Origin of the sequence: Streptomyces sp. SD31 (assembly GCF_052068475.1) — a bacterium.
In the GTDB taxonomy this organism is placed as follows: Bacteria; Actinomycetota; Actinomycetes; order Streptomycetales; family Streptomycetaceae; genus Streptomyces.
Genome location: NZ_JBQHCX010000013.1, coordinates 20471 through 36203, shown reverse-complemented (window position 1 = coordinate 36203; position 15733 = coordinate 20471). Strand labels below are relative to the sequence as shown.

At 68.3% G+C, this 15733-nt stretch carries 15 protein-coding genes and 1 riboswitch; of the genes, 9 read left to right on the top strand and 6 right to left on the bottom strand.

What is annotated here, in order from left to right:
• Positions 1–9: 9 nt before the first annotated feature.
• The 3 genes from ACTMVF_RS26650 to ACTMVF_RS26640 all read right to left on the bottom strand — a co-directional run bounded on the left by ACTMVF_RS26650 (position 10) and on the right by ACTMVF_RS26640 (position 3257).
• A complete protein-coding gene (locus ACTMVF_RS26650; protein WP_441273638.1) occupies positions 10–840 on the bottom strand; it encodes a carbohydrate ABC transporter permease in 831 nt (276 codons plus the stop codon).
• Complete coding sequence (locus ACTMVF_RS26645; RefSeq protein WP_441273637.1) at positions 837–1829, bottom strand: carbohydrate ABC transporter permease; 993 nt, start codon at positions 1827–1829, stop codon at positions 837–839. The genes ACTMVF_RS26650 and ACTMVF_RS26645 overlap by 4 nt, the downstream gene beginning before the upstream one ends.
• Before the next feature lie 150 nt (positions 1830–1979).
• The gene (locus ACTMVF_RS26640) at positions 1980–3257 is read right to left on the bottom strand and encodes an extracellular solute-binding protein (protein ID WP_441273636.1); all 1278 of its coding nucleotides are present in this window, start codon (positions 3255–3257) and stop codon (positions 1980–1982) included.
• Between the two features lie 309 nt (positions 3258–3566).
• Here ACTMVF_RS26640 and ACTMVF_RS26635 point away from each other — a divergent pair, with 309 nt between their 5' ends.
• The 8 genes from ACTMVF_RS26635 (at position 3567) to ACTMVF_RS26600 (ending at position 13006) form a co-directional block, all read left to right on the top strand.
• Complete coding sequence (locus ACTMVF_RS26635) at positions 3567–4331, top strand: GntR family transcriptional regulator (RefSeq protein ID WP_441273635.1); 765 nt, start codon at positions 3567–3569, stop codon at positions 4329–4331.
• 101 nt (positions 4332–4432) lie between these two features.
• Positions 4433–6571 carry a carbon starvation CstA family protein gene (locus tag ACTMVF_RS26630; protein WP_441273634.1) on the top strand — a complete coding sequence of 713 codons (2139 nt, stop codon included), beginning with the start codon at positions 4433–4435 and terminating at the stop codon, positions 6569–6571.
• Positions 6543–6743 carry a CstA-like transporter-associated (seleno)protein gene (locus ACTMVF_RS26625; protein WP_441273633.1) on the top strand — a complete coding sequence of 67 codons (201 nt, stop codon included), beginning with the start codon at positions 6543–6545 and terminating at the stop codon, positions 6741–6743. Before ACTMVF_RS26630 ends, ACTMVF_RS26625 begins: the two co-directional genes overlap by 29 nt.
• Positions 6744–6863: 120 nt before the next feature.
• Positions 6864–7115 carry a DUF3311 domain-containing protein gene (locus ACTMVF_RS26620; protein ID WP_301997006.1) on the top strand — a complete coding sequence of 84 codons (252 nt, stop codon included), beginning with the start codon at positions 6864–6866 and terminating at the stop codon, positions 7113–7115.
• Positions 7112–8722 (top strand): monocarboxylate uptake permease MctP, encoded by a 1611-nt coding sequence (mctP, locus tag ACTMVF_RS26615; protein WP_441273632.1) that lies wholly within the window; start codon positions 7112–7114, stop codon positions 8720–8722. Before ACTMVF_RS26620 ends, mctP begins: the two co-directional genes overlap by 4 nt.
• 72 nt (positions 8723–8794) lie before the next feature.
• On the top strand, positions 8795–9301 hold the full coding sequence (locus ACTMVF_RS26610; RefSeq protein WP_441273631.1) for a GNAT family N-acetyltransferase: 507 nt from the start codon (positions 8795–8797) through the stop codon (positions 9299–9301).
• Positions 9302–9353: 52 nt separating this feature from the next.
• Positions 9354–9490, top strand: a riboswitch (cobalamin riboswitch).
• Between the two features lie 127 nt (positions 9491–9617).
• Positions 9618–11999 carry a ribonucleoside-diphosphate reductase subunit alpha gene (locus ACTMVF_RS26605; protein ID WP_441273630.1) on the top strand — a complete coding sequence of 794 codons (2382 nt, stop codon included), beginning with the start codon at positions 9618–9620 and terminating at the stop codon, positions 11997–11999.
• A complete protein-coding gene (locus ACTMVF_RS26600) occupies positions 11999–13006 on the top strand; it encodes a ribonucleotide-diphosphate reductase subunit beta (RefSeq protein WP_441273629.1) in 1008 nt (335 codons plus the stop codon). The genes ACTMVF_RS26605 and ACTMVF_RS26600 overlap by 1 nt, the downstream gene beginning before the upstream one ends.
• Positions 13007–13021: 15 nt before the next feature.
• Here ACTMVF_RS26600 and ACTMVF_RS26595 read toward each other — a convergent pair whose 3' ends face one another.
• The gene (locus tag ACTMVF_RS26595; RefSeq protein ID WP_441273628.1) at positions 13022–13801 is read right to left on the bottom strand and encodes a hypothetical protein; all 780 of its coding nucleotides are present in this window, start codon (positions 13799–13801) and stop codon (positions 13022–13024) included.
• 27 nt (positions 13802–13828) lie between these two features.
• Positions 13829–14002: a hypothetical protein gene (locus tag ACTMVF_RS26590; RefSeq protein WP_441273627.1), complete on the bottom strand. Its 174-nt coding sequence runs from the start codon at positions 14000–14002 to the stop codon at positions 13829–13831.
• A 92-nt stretch (positions 14003–14094) separates the two neighbouring features.
• Between ACTMVF_RS26590 and ACTMVF_RS26585 the strand changes: the two genes are divergently transcribed.
• Entirely contained in the window at positions 14095–15072 is a 978-nt protein-coding gene (locus ACTMVF_RS26585) for a helix-turn-helix domain-containing protein (protein ID WP_441273626.1), read from the top strand.
• Here the strand turns inward: ACTMVF_RS26585 and def are convergent.
• On the bottom strand, positions 15048–15698 hold the full coding sequence (def, locus tag ACTMVF_RS26580; RefSeq protein WP_441273625.1) for a peptide deformylase: 651 nt from the start codon (positions 15696–15698) through the stop codon (positions 15048–15050). The two genes, ACTMVF_RS26585 and def, sit on opposite strands and share 25 nt — an antisense overlap.
• Between the last annotated feature and the right edge of the window lie 35 nt (positions 15699–15733).

Here is a 15733-nt window from a genome sequence, read left to right as displayed (position 1 = left end):
CGGGTGGCGTTATCCCTTCACGGCGCCGGCCGTCAGGCCGCTGACAGCCCTGCGCTGCAGGAAGACGAAGAGGATCAGGATCGGGATGGCGAAGAGGGAGGACGCCGCCATCGTCGCGCCCCAGTCGTTGCCGAAGGCGGTCTGGAAGCTGGACAGCCACAGTGGCAGGGTCTGCGCCTCGGTCTCCTTGTTCAGCACCAGCACCAGGGGGAATTCATTCCATGCGGTGATGAAGCCGAACAGGGACGTGGACATCAGGCCGGGTGCCAGCAGCGGCAGGATGACCTTGCGGAAGGCCTGGGCCCGGCTGCAGCCGTCGACCATCGCGGCCTCCTCCAGGTCCCGGGGCACCGCGGCGACGAAGCCGCGCAGGGTCAGGATGGTGAAGGGCAGGATCATCATCATGTAGAAGGCCGTCAGCGGCACGAGGCTGTTCAGCATCGACGCGTCCCGCACGATCATGTACATCGCGATGATCATGACCTCCCAGGGTGCCATCTGGGCCAGCATGAAGCCGATGACGAAGCCGCGCCGCCCCTTGAACCGCATCCGGGCCAGGGCGAAGGAGCCGGCCAGCGCGATGACCAGGGCGAGGACGACCGCGCACAGCGTGACGACCAGCGAGTTGGTGACGTACGTCCAGAAGTGGTCGACGCCGGTCGCCCGCTTGAAGTGCTCGAGGGTGACGTCGGTCGGGAACCAGACCGGGTCCTCGGAGATGATGTCGCCGGTCGGTTTGAACGCCGTGGCGAACATCCAGTACACGGGGAAGACGAAGCCGATGAACAGGACGACGGCCGTGACGTTGGGCCACAGGCGGCCGAAGAGCGAGCGCTTCACAGCCCGGCCTCCTCTTCCTCTTGCTTGAGCACGATCCTGAGGTAGTAGGCGGTGATGCCGAGCAGGATCAGGATGGTCAGGACGGCGATCGCCGCGCCCATGCCGTAGTGCTGGTTGCCGACGCCCTCGATGTAGGCGTAGACGGGCAGGATCTCGGTGAGCCGGTCGGGGCCGCCGCCGTTGATGGTGAAGACCTGCACGAACGCCTTGAAGACCCAGATGATCTCCAGGAAGGTCGTGGCGTAGAGGAAGGGGCGCAGGAAGGGGAGGGTCACCGTGGTGAAGCTCTTCCAGCCGCCCGCGCCGTCGAGCGCCGCGGCCTCGTAGAGCTCGCCCGGGATGGTGGTCGTGGCCGCGTACAGGTTGATCGCGACGAAAGGGATCGACTGCCAGACGATCAGGACCGTGACCACGAAGAAGGTCGACATCTGGCTGCTGGTCCAGCTGTAGTCGGCCATGGCGTGCCAACCGAGCTTGTCCAGGACCCAGTTGACGACGCCGAAGCGCTGGGCGAACAGCCACTGGTAGACGGTGGTCGCGGCGACCACGGGCATCGCCCAGGCCAGCACGAGCCCGACCATCAGGGTGACCCGCATCCGCTGGCCGAGGCGGGCGAGCAGCAGGCCGACCAGCGCGCCCGCGACCATGATCAGGGCGACGTTGACCGCCGTGAACAGGATCGAGCGCAGGGTGACGCGCCAGAAGTCCTCGCCGGTGAGGACCTCCTTGTAGTTGTCGATACCGTTCCACTCGGTGACGTGCTGGATCAGCTGCGCCATGTTGAGGTTCTGGAACGACAGCAGGACGTCCTTCAGCAGCGGCCAGCCGAGCAGCAGCACGGTGGCCACGCAGGCCGGCAGCAGCAGGAGGTACGGGGTGAGCGCGCCGAGGCGCGAGGCGGCTCGGGGTCCCGGTCCGGCGGGGCCGCTCTCATCCCTTTTGGCTGTGTCCACCGGGCCGGAGGGCGGCCGTTCGGTCTGCACGGTCATGCTCGCGATCTCTCTTCTCGACCTACGTACGTAGACCCGCGTGCGGTCGCCGGGGCCGGGGGGGGCGGCATGCCCGTCCCCCCGCCCCGGCGCGAACACCGGCGCCTTAGTGCTGCTGCATTACTGCCGGCACAGTGCGGGCCGCGCTGCCTACTGCTGCTGCGACAGACGCTTGTTGAACTCGTCCTCGACCTGCTTCGCGGCCTCGGCCGGGGACTTGCCGTTCAGCACGGCGGTCATGTACGTCTTGATCGGGTTGGGCGCGTTCTCCACGGCGGCCCACTCCGGGATCAGCGGCGTGGTGCCACCGCCCGCGGCGGCCGGCGCGGCGGCCTCGGCGACGACGTTGCCCTTCAGGTTGGTCTGCAGCGACTCCTTGTTGGGGATGACGCCGTTGAGCTTGGCCAGCTCGCCCTCGTACTTGTCGGACAGGGCGATCTTCAGAAACTCCTTGGCGAGCTCCTGCTTCTGGCTGCCCGCGGCGACGGCGAGGTTGGAGCCGCCGAGGAAGACGCCCTCGGGCTTGTCGGCCGCGGCACCGGGGATGGTGAAGTAGCCGATCTCCTTCTCGATCTTCGGGTTGGCCTTGATCGCGATACCGGCCTCCCAGCCCATACCGATGAAGGCGCCGACATTGCCCTTGCCGAAGACCTCGCCCTGCTGCGGGGTGGCCTCGTCCTTGTCCTTGGGCGCCTTGGACAGCGCCTGGAACTTCTTGTACGTCTCCATGGCAGCGGCGATCTTCGGGTCGGCGAGGTTGGAGACGTACTTGTCGCCGTCCTTCTTCACCAGCTCGGCGCCCTCACCGATGGTCAGGCCGACGAAGTGGTACCAGTTCTGGCCGGGCAGGTAGATCGGCTCGGCGTCGGTCTTCTCGCCGATCTGCTTGAGGTCGGCGTAGAACTCGTCGCGGGTCTTGGGGGTGTCCTTGATGCCCGCCTCGGCCCAGATCTTCTTGTTGTAGAGGACGACGCGGTTGGCGAAGTACCAGGGTGCCGCGTACTGCTTGCCGTCGTAGATCGACGACTCGTTGAGGGACTCGGTCCAGTCGGCACCGATCTCCGACTTGAGGTCGGCGAGGTCGGCGAGGCCGCCGGTCTTGGCGTAGGCCGGGGTCTGGGTGTTGCCGATCTCGAAGACGTCCGGCGGGTTCTCCTCCGACAGGGCGGTGGTCAGCTTCTGCTGGATGCCGTTCCACTGCTGGATCTCGAACTTGACCTTGGCCTTGGTCTGCTTCTCGAAGGCCGCGGCGACGTCCTTCTGCCACTGGTCCGGCGAGGAGCCGTCCATCACCCACACGGTGAGCGTCTGGCCCGCGTATCCGTCCGCCCCGGCCTTGCCCCCGCCGTCGCCGTCGTCGCCCCCGCACGCCGCCAGGGAGATCATCATGCCCGCGACACCGATCGCGGATATCAGCTTGCGCTTCACGCCACCCTCCTCAGGGATGCCCACACCTCCCGCCCATGGGCCGGGACCTGGACCAATGGTGTAGACCAGTAGGGGGGAGCTTGGACCAGACCACGAAGCGTGTCAAGGGTGACCGAATGGCCTCTGACCAGCCGTTATGGGACCTACATATGCAGGAACCTTTAAGTAAGAAGGCAGCGAAAACAGCGGCTCCGGAGTACTCTCGTCCGCTAGACCACTTTGGGGTTGTGGACTAGACCAAAAGAGCGCGGCAACGGTATACAGAAGGGATCACGAGGTGACCCGCATCCGGAGCCGGGAAGGCAGGCCATGAGTACCGACGTCAGCAGTGCGGAGAACGAGGGTGGGGCAGGCGTTCGTACCGCGCGCGTGCCCAAGTACTACCGCCTGAAGAAGCACCTGCTCGACATGACGGAGACACAGTCTCCCGGCACCCCGGTCCCGCCCGAGCGCACGCTGGCCGCCGAGTTCGACACCTCGCGCACGACCGTGCGCCAGGCCCTCCAGGAGCTGGTCGTCGAGGGGCGCCTGGAGCGCATCCAGGGCAAGGGGACGTTCGTCGCCAAGCCGAAGGTCTCGCAGGCCCTGCAACTCACCTCGTACACCGAGGACATGCGCGCCCAGGGCCTGGAGCCGACCTCGCAGCTGCTGGACATCGGCTACATCACCGCCGACGACCGGCTCGCCGAGCTCCTCGACATCACGGCCGGCGGACGGGTGCTGCGCATCGAGCGGCTGCGGATGGCGAACGGCGAGCCGATGGCCATCGAGACGACCCACCTGAGCGCCAAGCGCTTCCCCGCCCTGCGCCGGTCCCTGGCCAAGTACACATCCCTCTACACCGCGCTCGCCGAGGTCTACGACGTCCATCTCGCCGAGGCCGAGGAGACCATCGAGACCTCCCTGGCCACCCCGCGCGAGGCCGGCCTGCTCGGCACCGACGTGGGCCTGCCGATGCTGATGCTGTCCCGGCACTCACAGGACCGGGAGGGGCAGCCGGTGGAGTGGGTGCGGTCGGTGTACCGGGGGGACCGCTACAAGTTCGTGGCGCGCCTCAAGCGGCCCCGGGACTAAGGCCTGTCCCAGGGACCTTCGCAGTACCGCACGCGGTGTAGCGCAACTGCCGCTCCTGCTCTACGGTCCTCCCGTCGCCGCATGGACGGGAGGACTCCCCGGTGCGTACCGCGAACGTCCGATCCCTCGTCATCTGGACCCTCGTCGCGCTCGTCGGTGCCGCGGGCTGGTCCGTGCTCGCGCTCTCCCGGGGCGAGGAGGTATCGGCCGCCTGGATGGTCGCGGCCGCCCTCGGCTCGTACGCCATCGCCTACCGCTTCTACGCGAAGTTCATCGCGTACAAGGTCCTCAAGGTCGACAGGACCAGGGCCACCCCGGCCGAACGCCTCGACAACGGCATCGACTTCCACCCCACCGACCGCCGCGTCCTGCTCGGCCACCACTTCGCGGCGATCGCCGGGGCCGGACCCCTGGTCGGGCCGGTGCTGGCCGCGCAGATGGGCTATCTGCCGGGCACGGTCTGGATCATCGCCGGCGTCATCTTCGCGGGCGCGGTCCAGGACATGGTGGTGCTGTTCTTCTCCACCCGCCGGGACGGACGCTCGCTGGGGCAGATGGCGCGCGAGGAGATCGGCCCGTTCGGCGGCGCGGCGGCGCTCCTCGCCGCCTTCGCCATCATGATCATCTTGCTCGGTGTGCTGGCGCTGGTGATCGTCAACGCCCTCGCCCAGTCCCCCTGGGGCACCTTCTCCATCGCGATGACCATCCCGATCGCCCTGCTGATGGGCTTCTACCTGCGGGTGCTCCGCCCCGGCCGGGTCACCGAGGTCTCCGTCATCGGCGTCGCGCTGCTGCTGTTCGCCCTGATCGCCGGCCGCTGGGTCGCCGAGTCGTCGTGGGCCGACACCTTCACCCTCGCGCCTTCCACGCTGGTCGTCTGGCTGGTGGCGTACGGGTTCATCGCCTCGATCCTGCCGGTGTGGATGCTGCTGGCGCCGCGCGACTACCTCTCCACCTTCATGAAGATCGGCACGATCGTGCTGCTCGCCCTCGGCGTGGTCATCGCGCTGCCGACGCTGAAGATGGACGCGGTGACCGGCTTCGCCTCGCGCGGCGACGGCCCGGTCTTCGCGGGGTCCCTGTTCCCCTTCGTCTTCATCACCATCGCCTGCGGCGCCCTGTCCGGCTTCCACTCGCTCATCGCGTCGGGTACGACGCCGAAGATGATCCAGAAGGAGACGCAGGTCCGGATGATCGGCTACGGCTCCATGCTGATGGAGTCGTCGGTCGCCGTGATGGCGCTGGTGGCGGCGAGCATCATCGACCCGGGGCTTTACTTCGCGATGAACGCGCCCGCCGGGGTCATCGGGGACACCGTCCAGAACGCCTCGCAGGTCGTGGGGAGTTGGGGCTACCAGATCACCCCCGAGGCACTCGCACGGGCGGCGGAGAACGTAGAGGAGGCGAGCCTGCTCTCCCGCACCGGCGGCGCCCCCACCCTCGCCATCGGCGTCTCGGAGATCTTCTCGCAGGTCACCGGCGACGGCCTGCGCGCCTTCTGGTATCACTTCGCGATCATGTTCGAGGCGCTGTTCATCCTGACCGCGCTGGACGCCGGCACCCGCGTGGGCCGGTTCATGCTCCAGGACACGCTGGGCAACGTCTACCGGCCGTTCAAGGACGTCAGCTGGAAGCCCGGCCTGGTCATCACCAGCGCCGTGGTGTGCGGCCTGTGGGGGTACTTCCTGTGGGTCGGCGTCCACGAGCCGCTCGGCGGCATCAACCAGCTGTTCCCGATCTTCGGCATCTCGAACCAGCTGCTGGCCGCGGTCGCCCTCGCCGTCTGCACGACCCTGCTGGTGAAGTCCGGACGCCTCAAGTGGGCCTGGATCACCGGGATTCCGCTCGCCTGGGACGCCACGGTCACACTCACGGCCAGCTGGCAGAAGGTCTTCTCCAGCGACCCCAAGGTCGGCTTCTTCAAGCAGCGTCAGGTGTTCCAGGACGCCATCGACCGCGGCGAGGTCCTGCCGCCCGCCAAGACCATGGACGACATGCACACCGTGGTCACCAACTCCACGGTGGACGGTGTCCTCTCGGCCGTCCTCGCCCTGCTGATCGTCGTCGTCATCGTCGACGCGGCCCGCGTCTGCGTCCGGCACGTCCGGCGCCCGGCACTGTCCACGCTGAGCGAGGCGCCGTACGTCGAGTCGAAGATCGTCGCCCCGGCCGGGCTGTTCCCGACCCGGGAGGAGAAGGAGGAGGCGCGCCATGACGTCGGCACTGCGGCGGGCGCTTAGGGGTGTGCGCTGGTATCTGCGGGAGCTGACCGACGAGTCGGCGTACGACCGCTATGTCGCGCACCTCCGCCGGGACCATCCGCGGGCGGACGTGCCCTCACGGCGGACTTTCGAGCGCATGCGCACCGACCGTCAGGAGCAGGACCCCCGGCAGGGCTTCCGCTGCTGCTGAGCGGCAAGCGCTGTCAGTTGAGTGCTATCCGTTATACGGACGGGGGTTCCATAAAGCGGAAGCGTCGCCTAGATTTCCTGCGCATTGCACAGGTGATCAGTGAGGGGACGGAGCCGCCGTATGTCTGATGCGCCAGAAGTGAGACCACCGGTGGTGACACCCGTGCGTGTGGTCATCGCCCTCTGCCTGATCGCGCCGTTCGTGGCGATGCTGTGGGTCGGCTCGTACGCGAAGGTGGACCCGGCCTTCGCCGGTATCCCGTTCTTCTACTGGTACCAGATGCTGTGGGTGCTGATCTCCACCGCACTGACGATGATCGCGTACAAGCTGTGGCAGCGTGACCAGCGTGCACGCCGTGGGGGTGCCGAGTGAACGACGGCGTGAACGGCGTCGCACTCGCCGTCTTCATCATCTTCTTCCTGGCCGTCACGGTCATGGGCTTTTTGGCCTCGCGCTGGCGCAAGGCCGAGAACGAGCACAGCCTCGACGAATGGGGCCTGGGCGGCCGGTCGTTCGGCACCTGGGTCACCTGGTTCCTGCTCGGCGGCGACCTGTACACGGCGTACACGTTCGTGGCGGTCCCGGCGGCGATCTACGCGGCCGGCGCGGCGGGCTTCTTCGCGGTGCCGTACACGATCCTGGTGTACCCGCTGATCTTCACCTTCCTGCCCCGCCTCTGGTCGGTCTCGCACAAGCACGGATACGTCACGACCTCGGACTTCGTGCGCGGCCGCTTCGGCTCGAAGGGCCTGTCGCTGGCCGTCGCCGTCACCGGCCTGCTGGCGACCATGCCGTACATCGCGCTCCAACTGGTCGGCATCCAGGCGGTGCTGGACGTGATGGGCGTGGGCGGCGGTGAGGACACCAACTGGTTCGTCAAGGACCTCCCGCTCCTCATCGCCTTCGGCGTGCTGGCGGCGTACACCTACTCCTCGGGTCTGCGCGCCCCCGCGCTGATCGCGTTCGTGAAGGACACGCTGATCTACGTCGTCATCGCGGTGGCGATCATCTACATCCCGATCAAGCTGGGCGGGTTCGACGAGATCTTCGGCGCGGCGAGCGAGAAGTACACGGCAGCCAAGGCCGGCGGTCTGATCCCGCCGGAGGCGGGCCAGTGGACATACGCCACGCTGGCGTTGGGTTCCGCGCTCGCGCTGTTCATGTACCCGCACTCGATCACCGCGACGCTCTCCTCCAGGAGCCGTGAGGTGATCCGCCGCAACACCACGATCCTGCCGCTGTACTCCCTCATGCTCGGCCTGCTGGCCCTGCTGGGCTTCATGGCGATCGCGGCCGGAGTCTCGGTCACCAACCCCCAGTTGGCGATCCCACAGCTCTTCGAGGACATGTTCCCGTCCTGGTTCGCGGGCGTGGCCTTCGCGGCGATCGGCATCGGTGCCCTCGTCCCCGCGGCCATCATGTCCATCGCGGCCGCGAACCTCTTCACCCGCAACATCTACAAGGACTTCATCAAGCCGGACGCCACTCCCGCGCAGGAGACCAAGGTCTCCAAGCTGGTGTCCCTGCTGGTGAAGGTGGGCGCCCTGGTCTTCGTCCTGACCATGGACAAGACGGTCGCGATCAACTTCCAGCTCCTGGGCGGCATCTGGATCCTGCAGACCTTCCCGGCCCTGGTCGGCGGCCTGTTCACCCGCTGGTTCCACCGCTGGGCCCTGCTGGCCGGCTGGGCGGTCGGCATGATCTACGGCACGGTCGCCGCGTACGGCGTCGCCTCGCCGACGCAGAAGCACTTCGGCGGCTCGGCGAAGGAGATCCCCGGCATCGGGGAGATCGGCTACATCGGCCTGACGGCGTTCGTGCTGAACGTGGTCGTGACGGTCGTCCTCACCTTCGTCCTGAAGGCGGCGAAGGCCCCCGAGGGCGTCGACGAGACCAGGCCGGAGGACTACACGGCGGACGCGGGCGACCCGGGCGTCCAGGTGGAGCTGCCGCCGGCGACTGCGGGTTCGTCCCACTGAGTACCCGGCATCGACGGGCCGTCGGAGAAATCCGGCGGCCCGTCGGCGTACCCGTCCGCCACACTCACCTGCATGGACATCGTGATCCGGCAGGTGGAACCCGGCGAGTACGAGGCCCTCGGTGAGATCACCGCGCAGGCCTACCTCCAGGACGGTCTGCTCGACTTCGGGGAGAGCGACGCGTACCTCGGCGAGCTGAGGAACGCGGCAAAGCGAGCAGCGGCAGCCGAGGTGCTGGTGGCGGTCGAGAAGGGCCGGCTGCTGGGTGGCGTGACCTTCGTGCCGAGCGGCGGGCCGATGGCCGACATTGCGCGCTCCGGCGAGGCCGAGATCCGCATGCTGGCGGTCGCGCGGGACGCCCGGGGCCGGGGCGTCGGCGAGGCCCTCGTACGCGCCTGCGTCGACCGCGCACGGGCCACGGAGGGCTGCGTACGCATCGTCCTGTCGACCCAGCGCACCATGCACAGCGCCCACCGCATCTACGAGCGGGTGGGCTTCGTCCGCACGCCCGAGCGGGACTGGAACCCGGTCCCGGCCCTCGACGACATCACGCTCCTCACCTATGAGTTGACGCTCTGAAACCACCCCGACACAACATCTGGGGGTGACACGACAGCCCGGCACAAGATGTATGCTCATGCTCGCTGTCGCCGCAGGGGAATCCGGTGCGAATCCGGAACTGTCCCGCAACGGTGTACTCGTACACGTATGCCCGCATGCCGTCGTACGAGAGTCAGTCCGAGGACCTGTCGACAGCGCGCCCCGGCCACCCGGTCGGTGCGCTCCGACGTCCGGGCCTCGTGGAATGGGCCGGTGGACGCGACGCCGCGTGCGCTCGTGTGCTGCCCCCTGCCCTCCCGCAAGGCCCCCGTGCCGAGCGAGGGAGAGCCCCCACGTGACCATCGCGCCAGCAGACCCGGCCTCAGCCGTCCCGACCGTCCCGACGGACGAGGACGCTCCGGGAACCGCCTTGTTGCGGACCCTGACCGAGCTGACCGCCGACCTCCCCGACGCCGACCCCGGCCGGGTCGCCGCCGCCGCGTTGCGCGGCCGGTCCGCCGTCGCGGACGAAGCGGAGCTGCGCGAGCTGGCCACCGAGGCGGCGGCCGGTCTCATCTCCGAGGACCCCGCCTACAGCAGGCTGGCCGCCCGGCTGCTGACCCTCTCCATCGCGGCCGAGGCCGCCTCGCAGGGCGTCACGTCCTTCACCGAGTCGGTGGCCGTCGGCCATCGCGAGGGGCTCATCGCCGACCGGACCGCCGAGTTCGTGCGTCTGCACCGCGCCCGCCTCGACGACCTGATCGACACCGCCGCCGACGACCGCTTCGGCTACTTCGGCCTGCGCACCCTGCACAGCCGGTACCTGCTCCGGCACCCCCTCACCCGAAAGGTCATCGAGACGCCCCAGCACTTCATGCTGCGCGTCGCCGCCGGCCTCGCCGAGGACGACACGACCAGGTCGGTCGACGAAGTCGCCGCGCTCTACGGGCTCATGAGCCGCCTCGACTACCTCCCCTCCTCCCCCACCCTCTTCAACTCCGGCACCCGGCACCCCCAGATGTCGTCCTGCTACCTCCTGGACTCCCCCAAGGACGAGCTGGACTCCATCTACGACCGCTACCACCAGGTCGCCCGCCTGTCGAAGCACGCCGGCGGCATCGGCCTGTCGTACTCCCGTATCCGCTCCCGGGGTTCGCTGATCCGCGGCACCAACGGGCACTCCAACGGGATCGTCCCGTTCCTGAAGACGCTCGACGCCTCGGTCGCCGCCGTGAACCAGGGCGGCCGGCGCAAGGGTGCCGCCGCGGTCTACCTGGAGACCTGGCACTCCGACATCGAGGAGTTCCTGGAGCTGCGCGACAACACCGGCGAGGACGCCCGCCGTACGCACAACCTGAACCTCGCGCACTGGGTCCCGGACGAGTTCATGCGCCGCGTGAACGCCGACGCCCTGTGGTCCCTGTTCTCCCCCGCCGACGTGCCCGAGCTGGTCGACCTGTGGGGCGAGGAGTTCGACGCCGCCTACCGCAAGGCCGAGGAGGCGGGCCTCGCGAAGAAGACCATCCCGGCCCGCGACCTGTACGGCCGTATGATGCGCACCCTCGCGCAGACCGGCAACGGCTGGATGACCTTCAAGGACGCCGCCAACCGCACCGCCAACCAGACGGCCCTGCCGGGCCATGTCGTCCACTCCTCCAACCTGTGCACGGAGATCCTGGAGGTCACGGACGACGGGGAGACGGCGGTCTGCAACCTGGGGTCGGTCAACCTCGGCGCGTTCGTCGACACGGCGACCGGCGACATCGACTGGGAGCGGCTGGACGCCACCGTCCGTACCGCCGTCACCTTCCTCGACCGGGTCGTCGACATCAACTTCTACCCGACCGAGCAGGCGGGCCGGTCCAACGCCAAGTGGCGCCCGGTCGGGCTGGGCGCGATGGGGCTCCAGGACGTCTTCTTCAAGCTGCGGCTGCCCTTCGACTCGGCCGAGGCGAAACAGCTCTCCACGCGTATCGCCGAGCGCATCATGCTCGCCGCGTACGAGGCCTCCGCCGACCTCGCCGAGCGCAGCGGCCCGCTGCCGGCCTGGGAGAAGACCCGGACGGCCAAGGGTGTCCTGCACCCCGACCATTTCACGAGCGTTCGCCTGACCTGGCCGGAGCGCTGGGCCGCCCTGCGGGACCGGATGGCCACCACCGGCCTGCGCAACTCCCTCCTCCTCGCCATCGCGCCCACCGCCACCATCGCGTCCATCGCCGGCGTCTACGAGTGCATCGAGCCGCAGGTCTCCAACCTGTTCAAGCGCGAGACGCTGTCCGGCGAGTTCCTCCAGGTCAACTCCTACCTGGTCGACGAGCTGAAGGCGCTGGGCGTCTGGGACGCCCGCACCCGTGAGGCGCTGCGCGAATCGAACGGCTCGGTGCAGGACTTCGCCTGGATCCCGGCGGACGTACGGGCCCTCTACCGCACGGCGTGGGAGATCCCGCAGCGCGGCCTGATCGACATGGCGGCGGCCCGAACCCCGTTCCTCGACCAGTCCCAGTCCCTGAACCTCTTCCTGGAGACACCGACCATCGGCAAGCTCTCCTCGATGTACGCGTACGCCTGGAAGTCGGGCCTGAAGACCACGTACTACCTGCGCTCACGCCCGGCGACCCGCATCGCCCGCGCCGCCCAGGCGCAGAACCGAGCCACCATCCCCGTTCAGCAGCCGGCGCCCGAAGACGCGGTCGCCTGCTCCCTGGAAAACCCCGAGTCCTGCGAGGCCTGCCAGTAATGTCCCACCAGAACCTGCTCGACCCCGGCTTCGAGCTGACGCTGCGCCCGATGCGCTACCCGGACTTCTACGAGCGCTATCGGGACGCCATCAAGAACACCTGGACGGTGGAGGAGGTCGACCTCCACTCGGACGTCGCCGACCTCGCCAAGCTCAGCCCCGCCGAGCAGCACCTCATCGGCCGTCTGGTGGCCTTCTTCGCGACGGGTGACTCGATCGTCGCGAACAACCTGGTGCTGACCCTCTACAAGCACATCAACTCCCCCGAGGCACGGCTGTACTTGAGCCGTCAGCTCTTCGAGGAAGCCGTCCACGTCCAGTTCTATCTGACGCTGCTGGACACCTATCTGCCCGACCCGGAGGACCGCAACGCCGCCTTCGCGGCCGTGGAGAACATCCCCTCCATCCGCGAGAAGGCCGAGTTCTGCTTCAAGTGGATGGACTCGGTGGAGAAGCTCGACCGGCTGGAGTCCAAGGCCGACCGGCGACGCTTCCTGCTCAATCTGATCTGCTTCGCCGCGTGCATCGAGGGCCTGTTCTTCTACGGCGCCTTCGCCTACGTCTACTGGTTCCGCAGCCGCGGCCTGCTGCACGGCCTGGCGACCGGCACCAACTGGGTGTTCCGCGACGAGACGATGCACATGTCCTTCGCCTTCGACGTCGTCGACACCGTCCGCAAGGAGGAGCCGGAGCTCTTCGACGACCAGCTCCAGCAGCAGGTCACCGACATGCTGAGGGAGGCCGTCGAGGCCGAGCTGCAGTTCGCGCGCGACCTGTGCGGTGACGGCCTCCCGGGCATGAACACCGAGTCGATGCGGCAGTACCTGGAGTGCGTCGCCGACCAGCGCCTGACGCGCCTCGGCTTCGCCCCGGTGTACGGCTCCGAGAACCCCTTCTCCTTCATGGAGCTGCAGGGCGTCCAGGAGCTCACCAACTTCTTCGAGCGGCGTCCGTCGGCGTACCAGGTCGCCGTGGAGGGCACGGTCGACCTGGACGAGGACTTCTGAGCCGTATGTCCGGCCCTACTTCAGCGTGACGGCGTCCCCGGCCGACACGACCCGCGCGGTCGTCGTCGTGCCGGGGAAGTACCAGCGCCAGCTGCCCGCCGAGGTGACGGTCACCTTGGTGCTGAGCTTGCCGTGCTCGCCCGTCCGCACGGTCTTGACCGTGCTGTAGTGGGCGCCGCCGGCGGGCCGGAACTGGAGCTTGACCGCCTGTTGCGTGTACCCGTGGTACTCGAGGTTCTCCCAGTTCGCGCGCGTCAGCTTGCCGTTGACGGTGAGCGAGGCGCCCTTGGCGACCGGCTCGGGGGTCGCGTCCGTCGTGAGCCTGGAGGCGCGCTTGACCTTGTAGAGGCCGATGCGGTCGGAGATCCAGTAGTCACCGTCGTTCGCCTTGACGGTGGCGTTGACCTGCCATTCACCGGCGGCCTTGTTGCTGTCGGCGTCGCTGTAGTGGGGGATCCAGGACGGAGTGATCCTCATCGTGGCCGTGCAGACCGACGTGGTCGACGACTTCTTCACACACGTCGTGTCCACCCACTCGGCGAAGCCGCCCCCTACGGCACTGGACGTGTTGGAGGTGCTGACGCGGTTGAGCCCCTTCACCCCCGAGTCGTCCGTGATGGTGATGGCGATCGGGTACTCGACCACCTTCGTCGTCCCGACGATGACGTTCTTGCCGCCGTTGACGACCGTCTTGGTGACCCGGATGTCACCCTCGCCCTCGGCATGGGCGCCGGTGGCCGTGAGCAGGGTCAGGGCTGCCGCCCCGCCTGCCACGGCCCACAGTCTGTGTCTCATGATCCTCCCCTGTCGGTGCAGGAGAGGTTACGCCGCCGGCGCGAAGCCCTGTTGCCGGGCCCGGTGTTCCTCCGCCTCCCTGATCTGACGGTCGATGCGCCGGTCGCGCACGATCCCGATCACCGAGGGGAGGACCAGCAGGACGAACATGCCGAGAACGGTGATCATTGCGAGCAGTCCTTCTGTCTGTTCCGTAGTCATGACACCACTCTCGCGCCGGACACTCCTTACGAACAGTGGCAGGACTGCCGTAGACCCTCGATTTACTGCCACCGGCGAGGCACACTGGCAGCATGCTGAAGAACGTCGCCTGCATCCTCGTCGACGGTGTGCACCCCTTCGAACTCGGCGTCGTCTGCGAGGTGTTCGGCCTCGACCGGAGCGACGAGGGCCTGCCGGTGTACGACTTCGCCGTGGTCTCGGCCCAGGGGTCGGCGCTGAGCACCCACGTCCCCGGCCTCACGGTCTCGACTCCGTACGGCCTCGATCGCCTGGAGGAGGCCGACCTGATCGCCGTACCGGCCTCGGACCGCAGCGTCACCCGTGACTATCCGCCCGAGCTGCTCGACGCCCTGCGCCGGGCCGTCGACCGAGGCGCCCGGGTGCTCAGCGTCTGCTCCGGCGTCTTCGTGCTCGGCGCGGCCGGGCTGCTCGACGGGCGGCGCTGCGCCGCTCACTGGCGGCACGCCGAGACACTCGCCCGGCGTTTCCCGCGGGCGGTCGTCGAGCCGGACGTGCTGTACGTCGACGCCGACCCGGTGATCACCTCCGCAGGCACCGCGGCCGGCATCGACGCCTGCCTGCACATCGTGCGCAAGGAGCAGGGCCCGGAGGTCGCCAACAGGATCGCCCGGCGCATGGTGGTGCCGCCGCACCGGGACGGCGGGCAGGCCCAGTACATCGAGCGCCCGCTGCCCCGCTCCGAGTGCGACACCGTAGGCGAGGTGCTGGCGTGGATGGAGCGGCACCTCGACGAGGAGGTCACCGTCGAGCAGCTCGCCGAGCGTGCGCACATGTCACCGCGCACCTTCGCCCGCCGCTTCCAGCAGGAGACCGGTACGACTCCCTACCGCTGGATCCTGCGCCAACGGGTGCTGCTGGCGCAGGAGTTGCTGGAGGCGACGGACGAGACGGTGGACGCGATCGCCGGCCGGACAGGCTTCGGCACGGCGGCCGCACTGCGCCATCAGTTCGTACGGGCGCTGGGGACGACCCCGAACGCCTACCGGAGGACGTTCCAGGGGCCTCAGTCGTTCGCGACCACGGGGTAGCGGGGCTCGTTCTCGGCCATCTGCCGCAGCGCGTCCTTGCGCTCCCGCTTGGAGAGACGGTCGATGTAGAGGTAGCCGTACAGGTGGTCGGTCTCGTGCTGCAGACACCGGGCGAAGTACCCGGTGCCGCGCACCTTGATCGGGTTGCCCTTCTCGTCCTGCCCGGTCACCTCGGCGTAGTCCGGGCGGGCCAGCGGCGCGTACGCCGTCGGCACGGACAGGCAGCCCTCGTTGCTGTCGTCCAGGCGGCGCCGTTCGGCGGGCAGCTCGACGAGCTTGGGGTTGCAGACGACGCCGACGTGCTGCTTGCCCTGGTCGTCCATGCAGTCGTAGACGAAGACCTTCAGGTCGACGCCGATCTGGTTGGCGGCCAGGCCCACGCCTTCGGCGGTGCGCTGCGAGGCGAACATGTCGTCGACCAGCTTCAGCAGCTCGTCGTCGAACTCGGTGACGTCCTTGCACTCCTTGTGGAGCACCGGGTTTCCGACGACCGTGATGGGCCGAGAGGTGCCACGCTCGCGGTACGCCTGCTCGCGCTCCTCGCAGTCCTCCGTGTCGATGACGAAGCCCTCGTCGTCGACGGGGAGCACGCCCGCGTGCTGCTGATCGGTGTCCTGCTGGGCCATGACAGACGTATGCCTTCCTGCACAAACAAAAGAGC

Bases quoted from the DNA above. Each gene is read 5' to 3' on its own strand.
- ACTMVF_RS26635 (WP_441273635.1), top strand. From the start codon at position 3,567: ATGAGTACCGACGTCAGCAGTGCGGAGAACGAGGGTGGGGCAGGCGTT.
- ACTMVF_RS26590 (WP_441273627.1), bottom strand. From the start codon at position 14,002: ATGACTACGGAACAGACAGAAGGACTGCTCGCAATGATCACCGTTCTC.
- ACTMVF_RS26600 (WP_441273629.1), top strand. From the start codon at position 11,999: ATGTCCCACCAGAACCTGCTCGACCCCGGCTTCGAGCTGACGCTGCGC.
- ACTMVF_RS26585 (WP_441273626.1), top strand. From the start codon at position 14,095: ATGCTGAAGAACGTCGCCTGCATCCTCGTCGACGGTGTGCACCCCTTC.
- ACTMVF_RS26645 (WP_441273637.1), bottom strand. From the start codon at position 1,829: ATGACCGTGCAGACCGAACGGCCGCCCTCCGGCCCGGTGGACACAGCC.
- def (WP_441273625.1), bottom strand. From the start codon at position 15,698: ATGGCCCAGCAGGACACCGATCAGCAGCACGCGGGCGTGCTCCCCGTC.
- ACTMVF_RS26595 (WP_441273628.1), bottom strand. From the start codon at position 13,801: ATGAGACACAGACTGTGGGCCGTGGCAGGCGGGGCGGCAGCCCTGACC.
- ACTMVF_RS26620 (WP_301997006.1), top strand. From the start codon at position 6,864: ATGTCTGATGCGCCAGAAGTGAGACCACCGGTGGTGACACCCGTGCGT.
- ACTMVF_RS26625 (WP_441273633.1), top strand. From the start codon at position 6,543: ATGACGTCGGCACTGCGGCGGGCGCTTAGGGGTGTGCGCTGGTATCTG.
- ACTMVF_RS26610 (WP_441273631.1), top strand. From the start codon at position 8,795: ATGGACATCGTGATCCGGCAGGTGGAACCCGGCGAGTACGAGGCCCTC.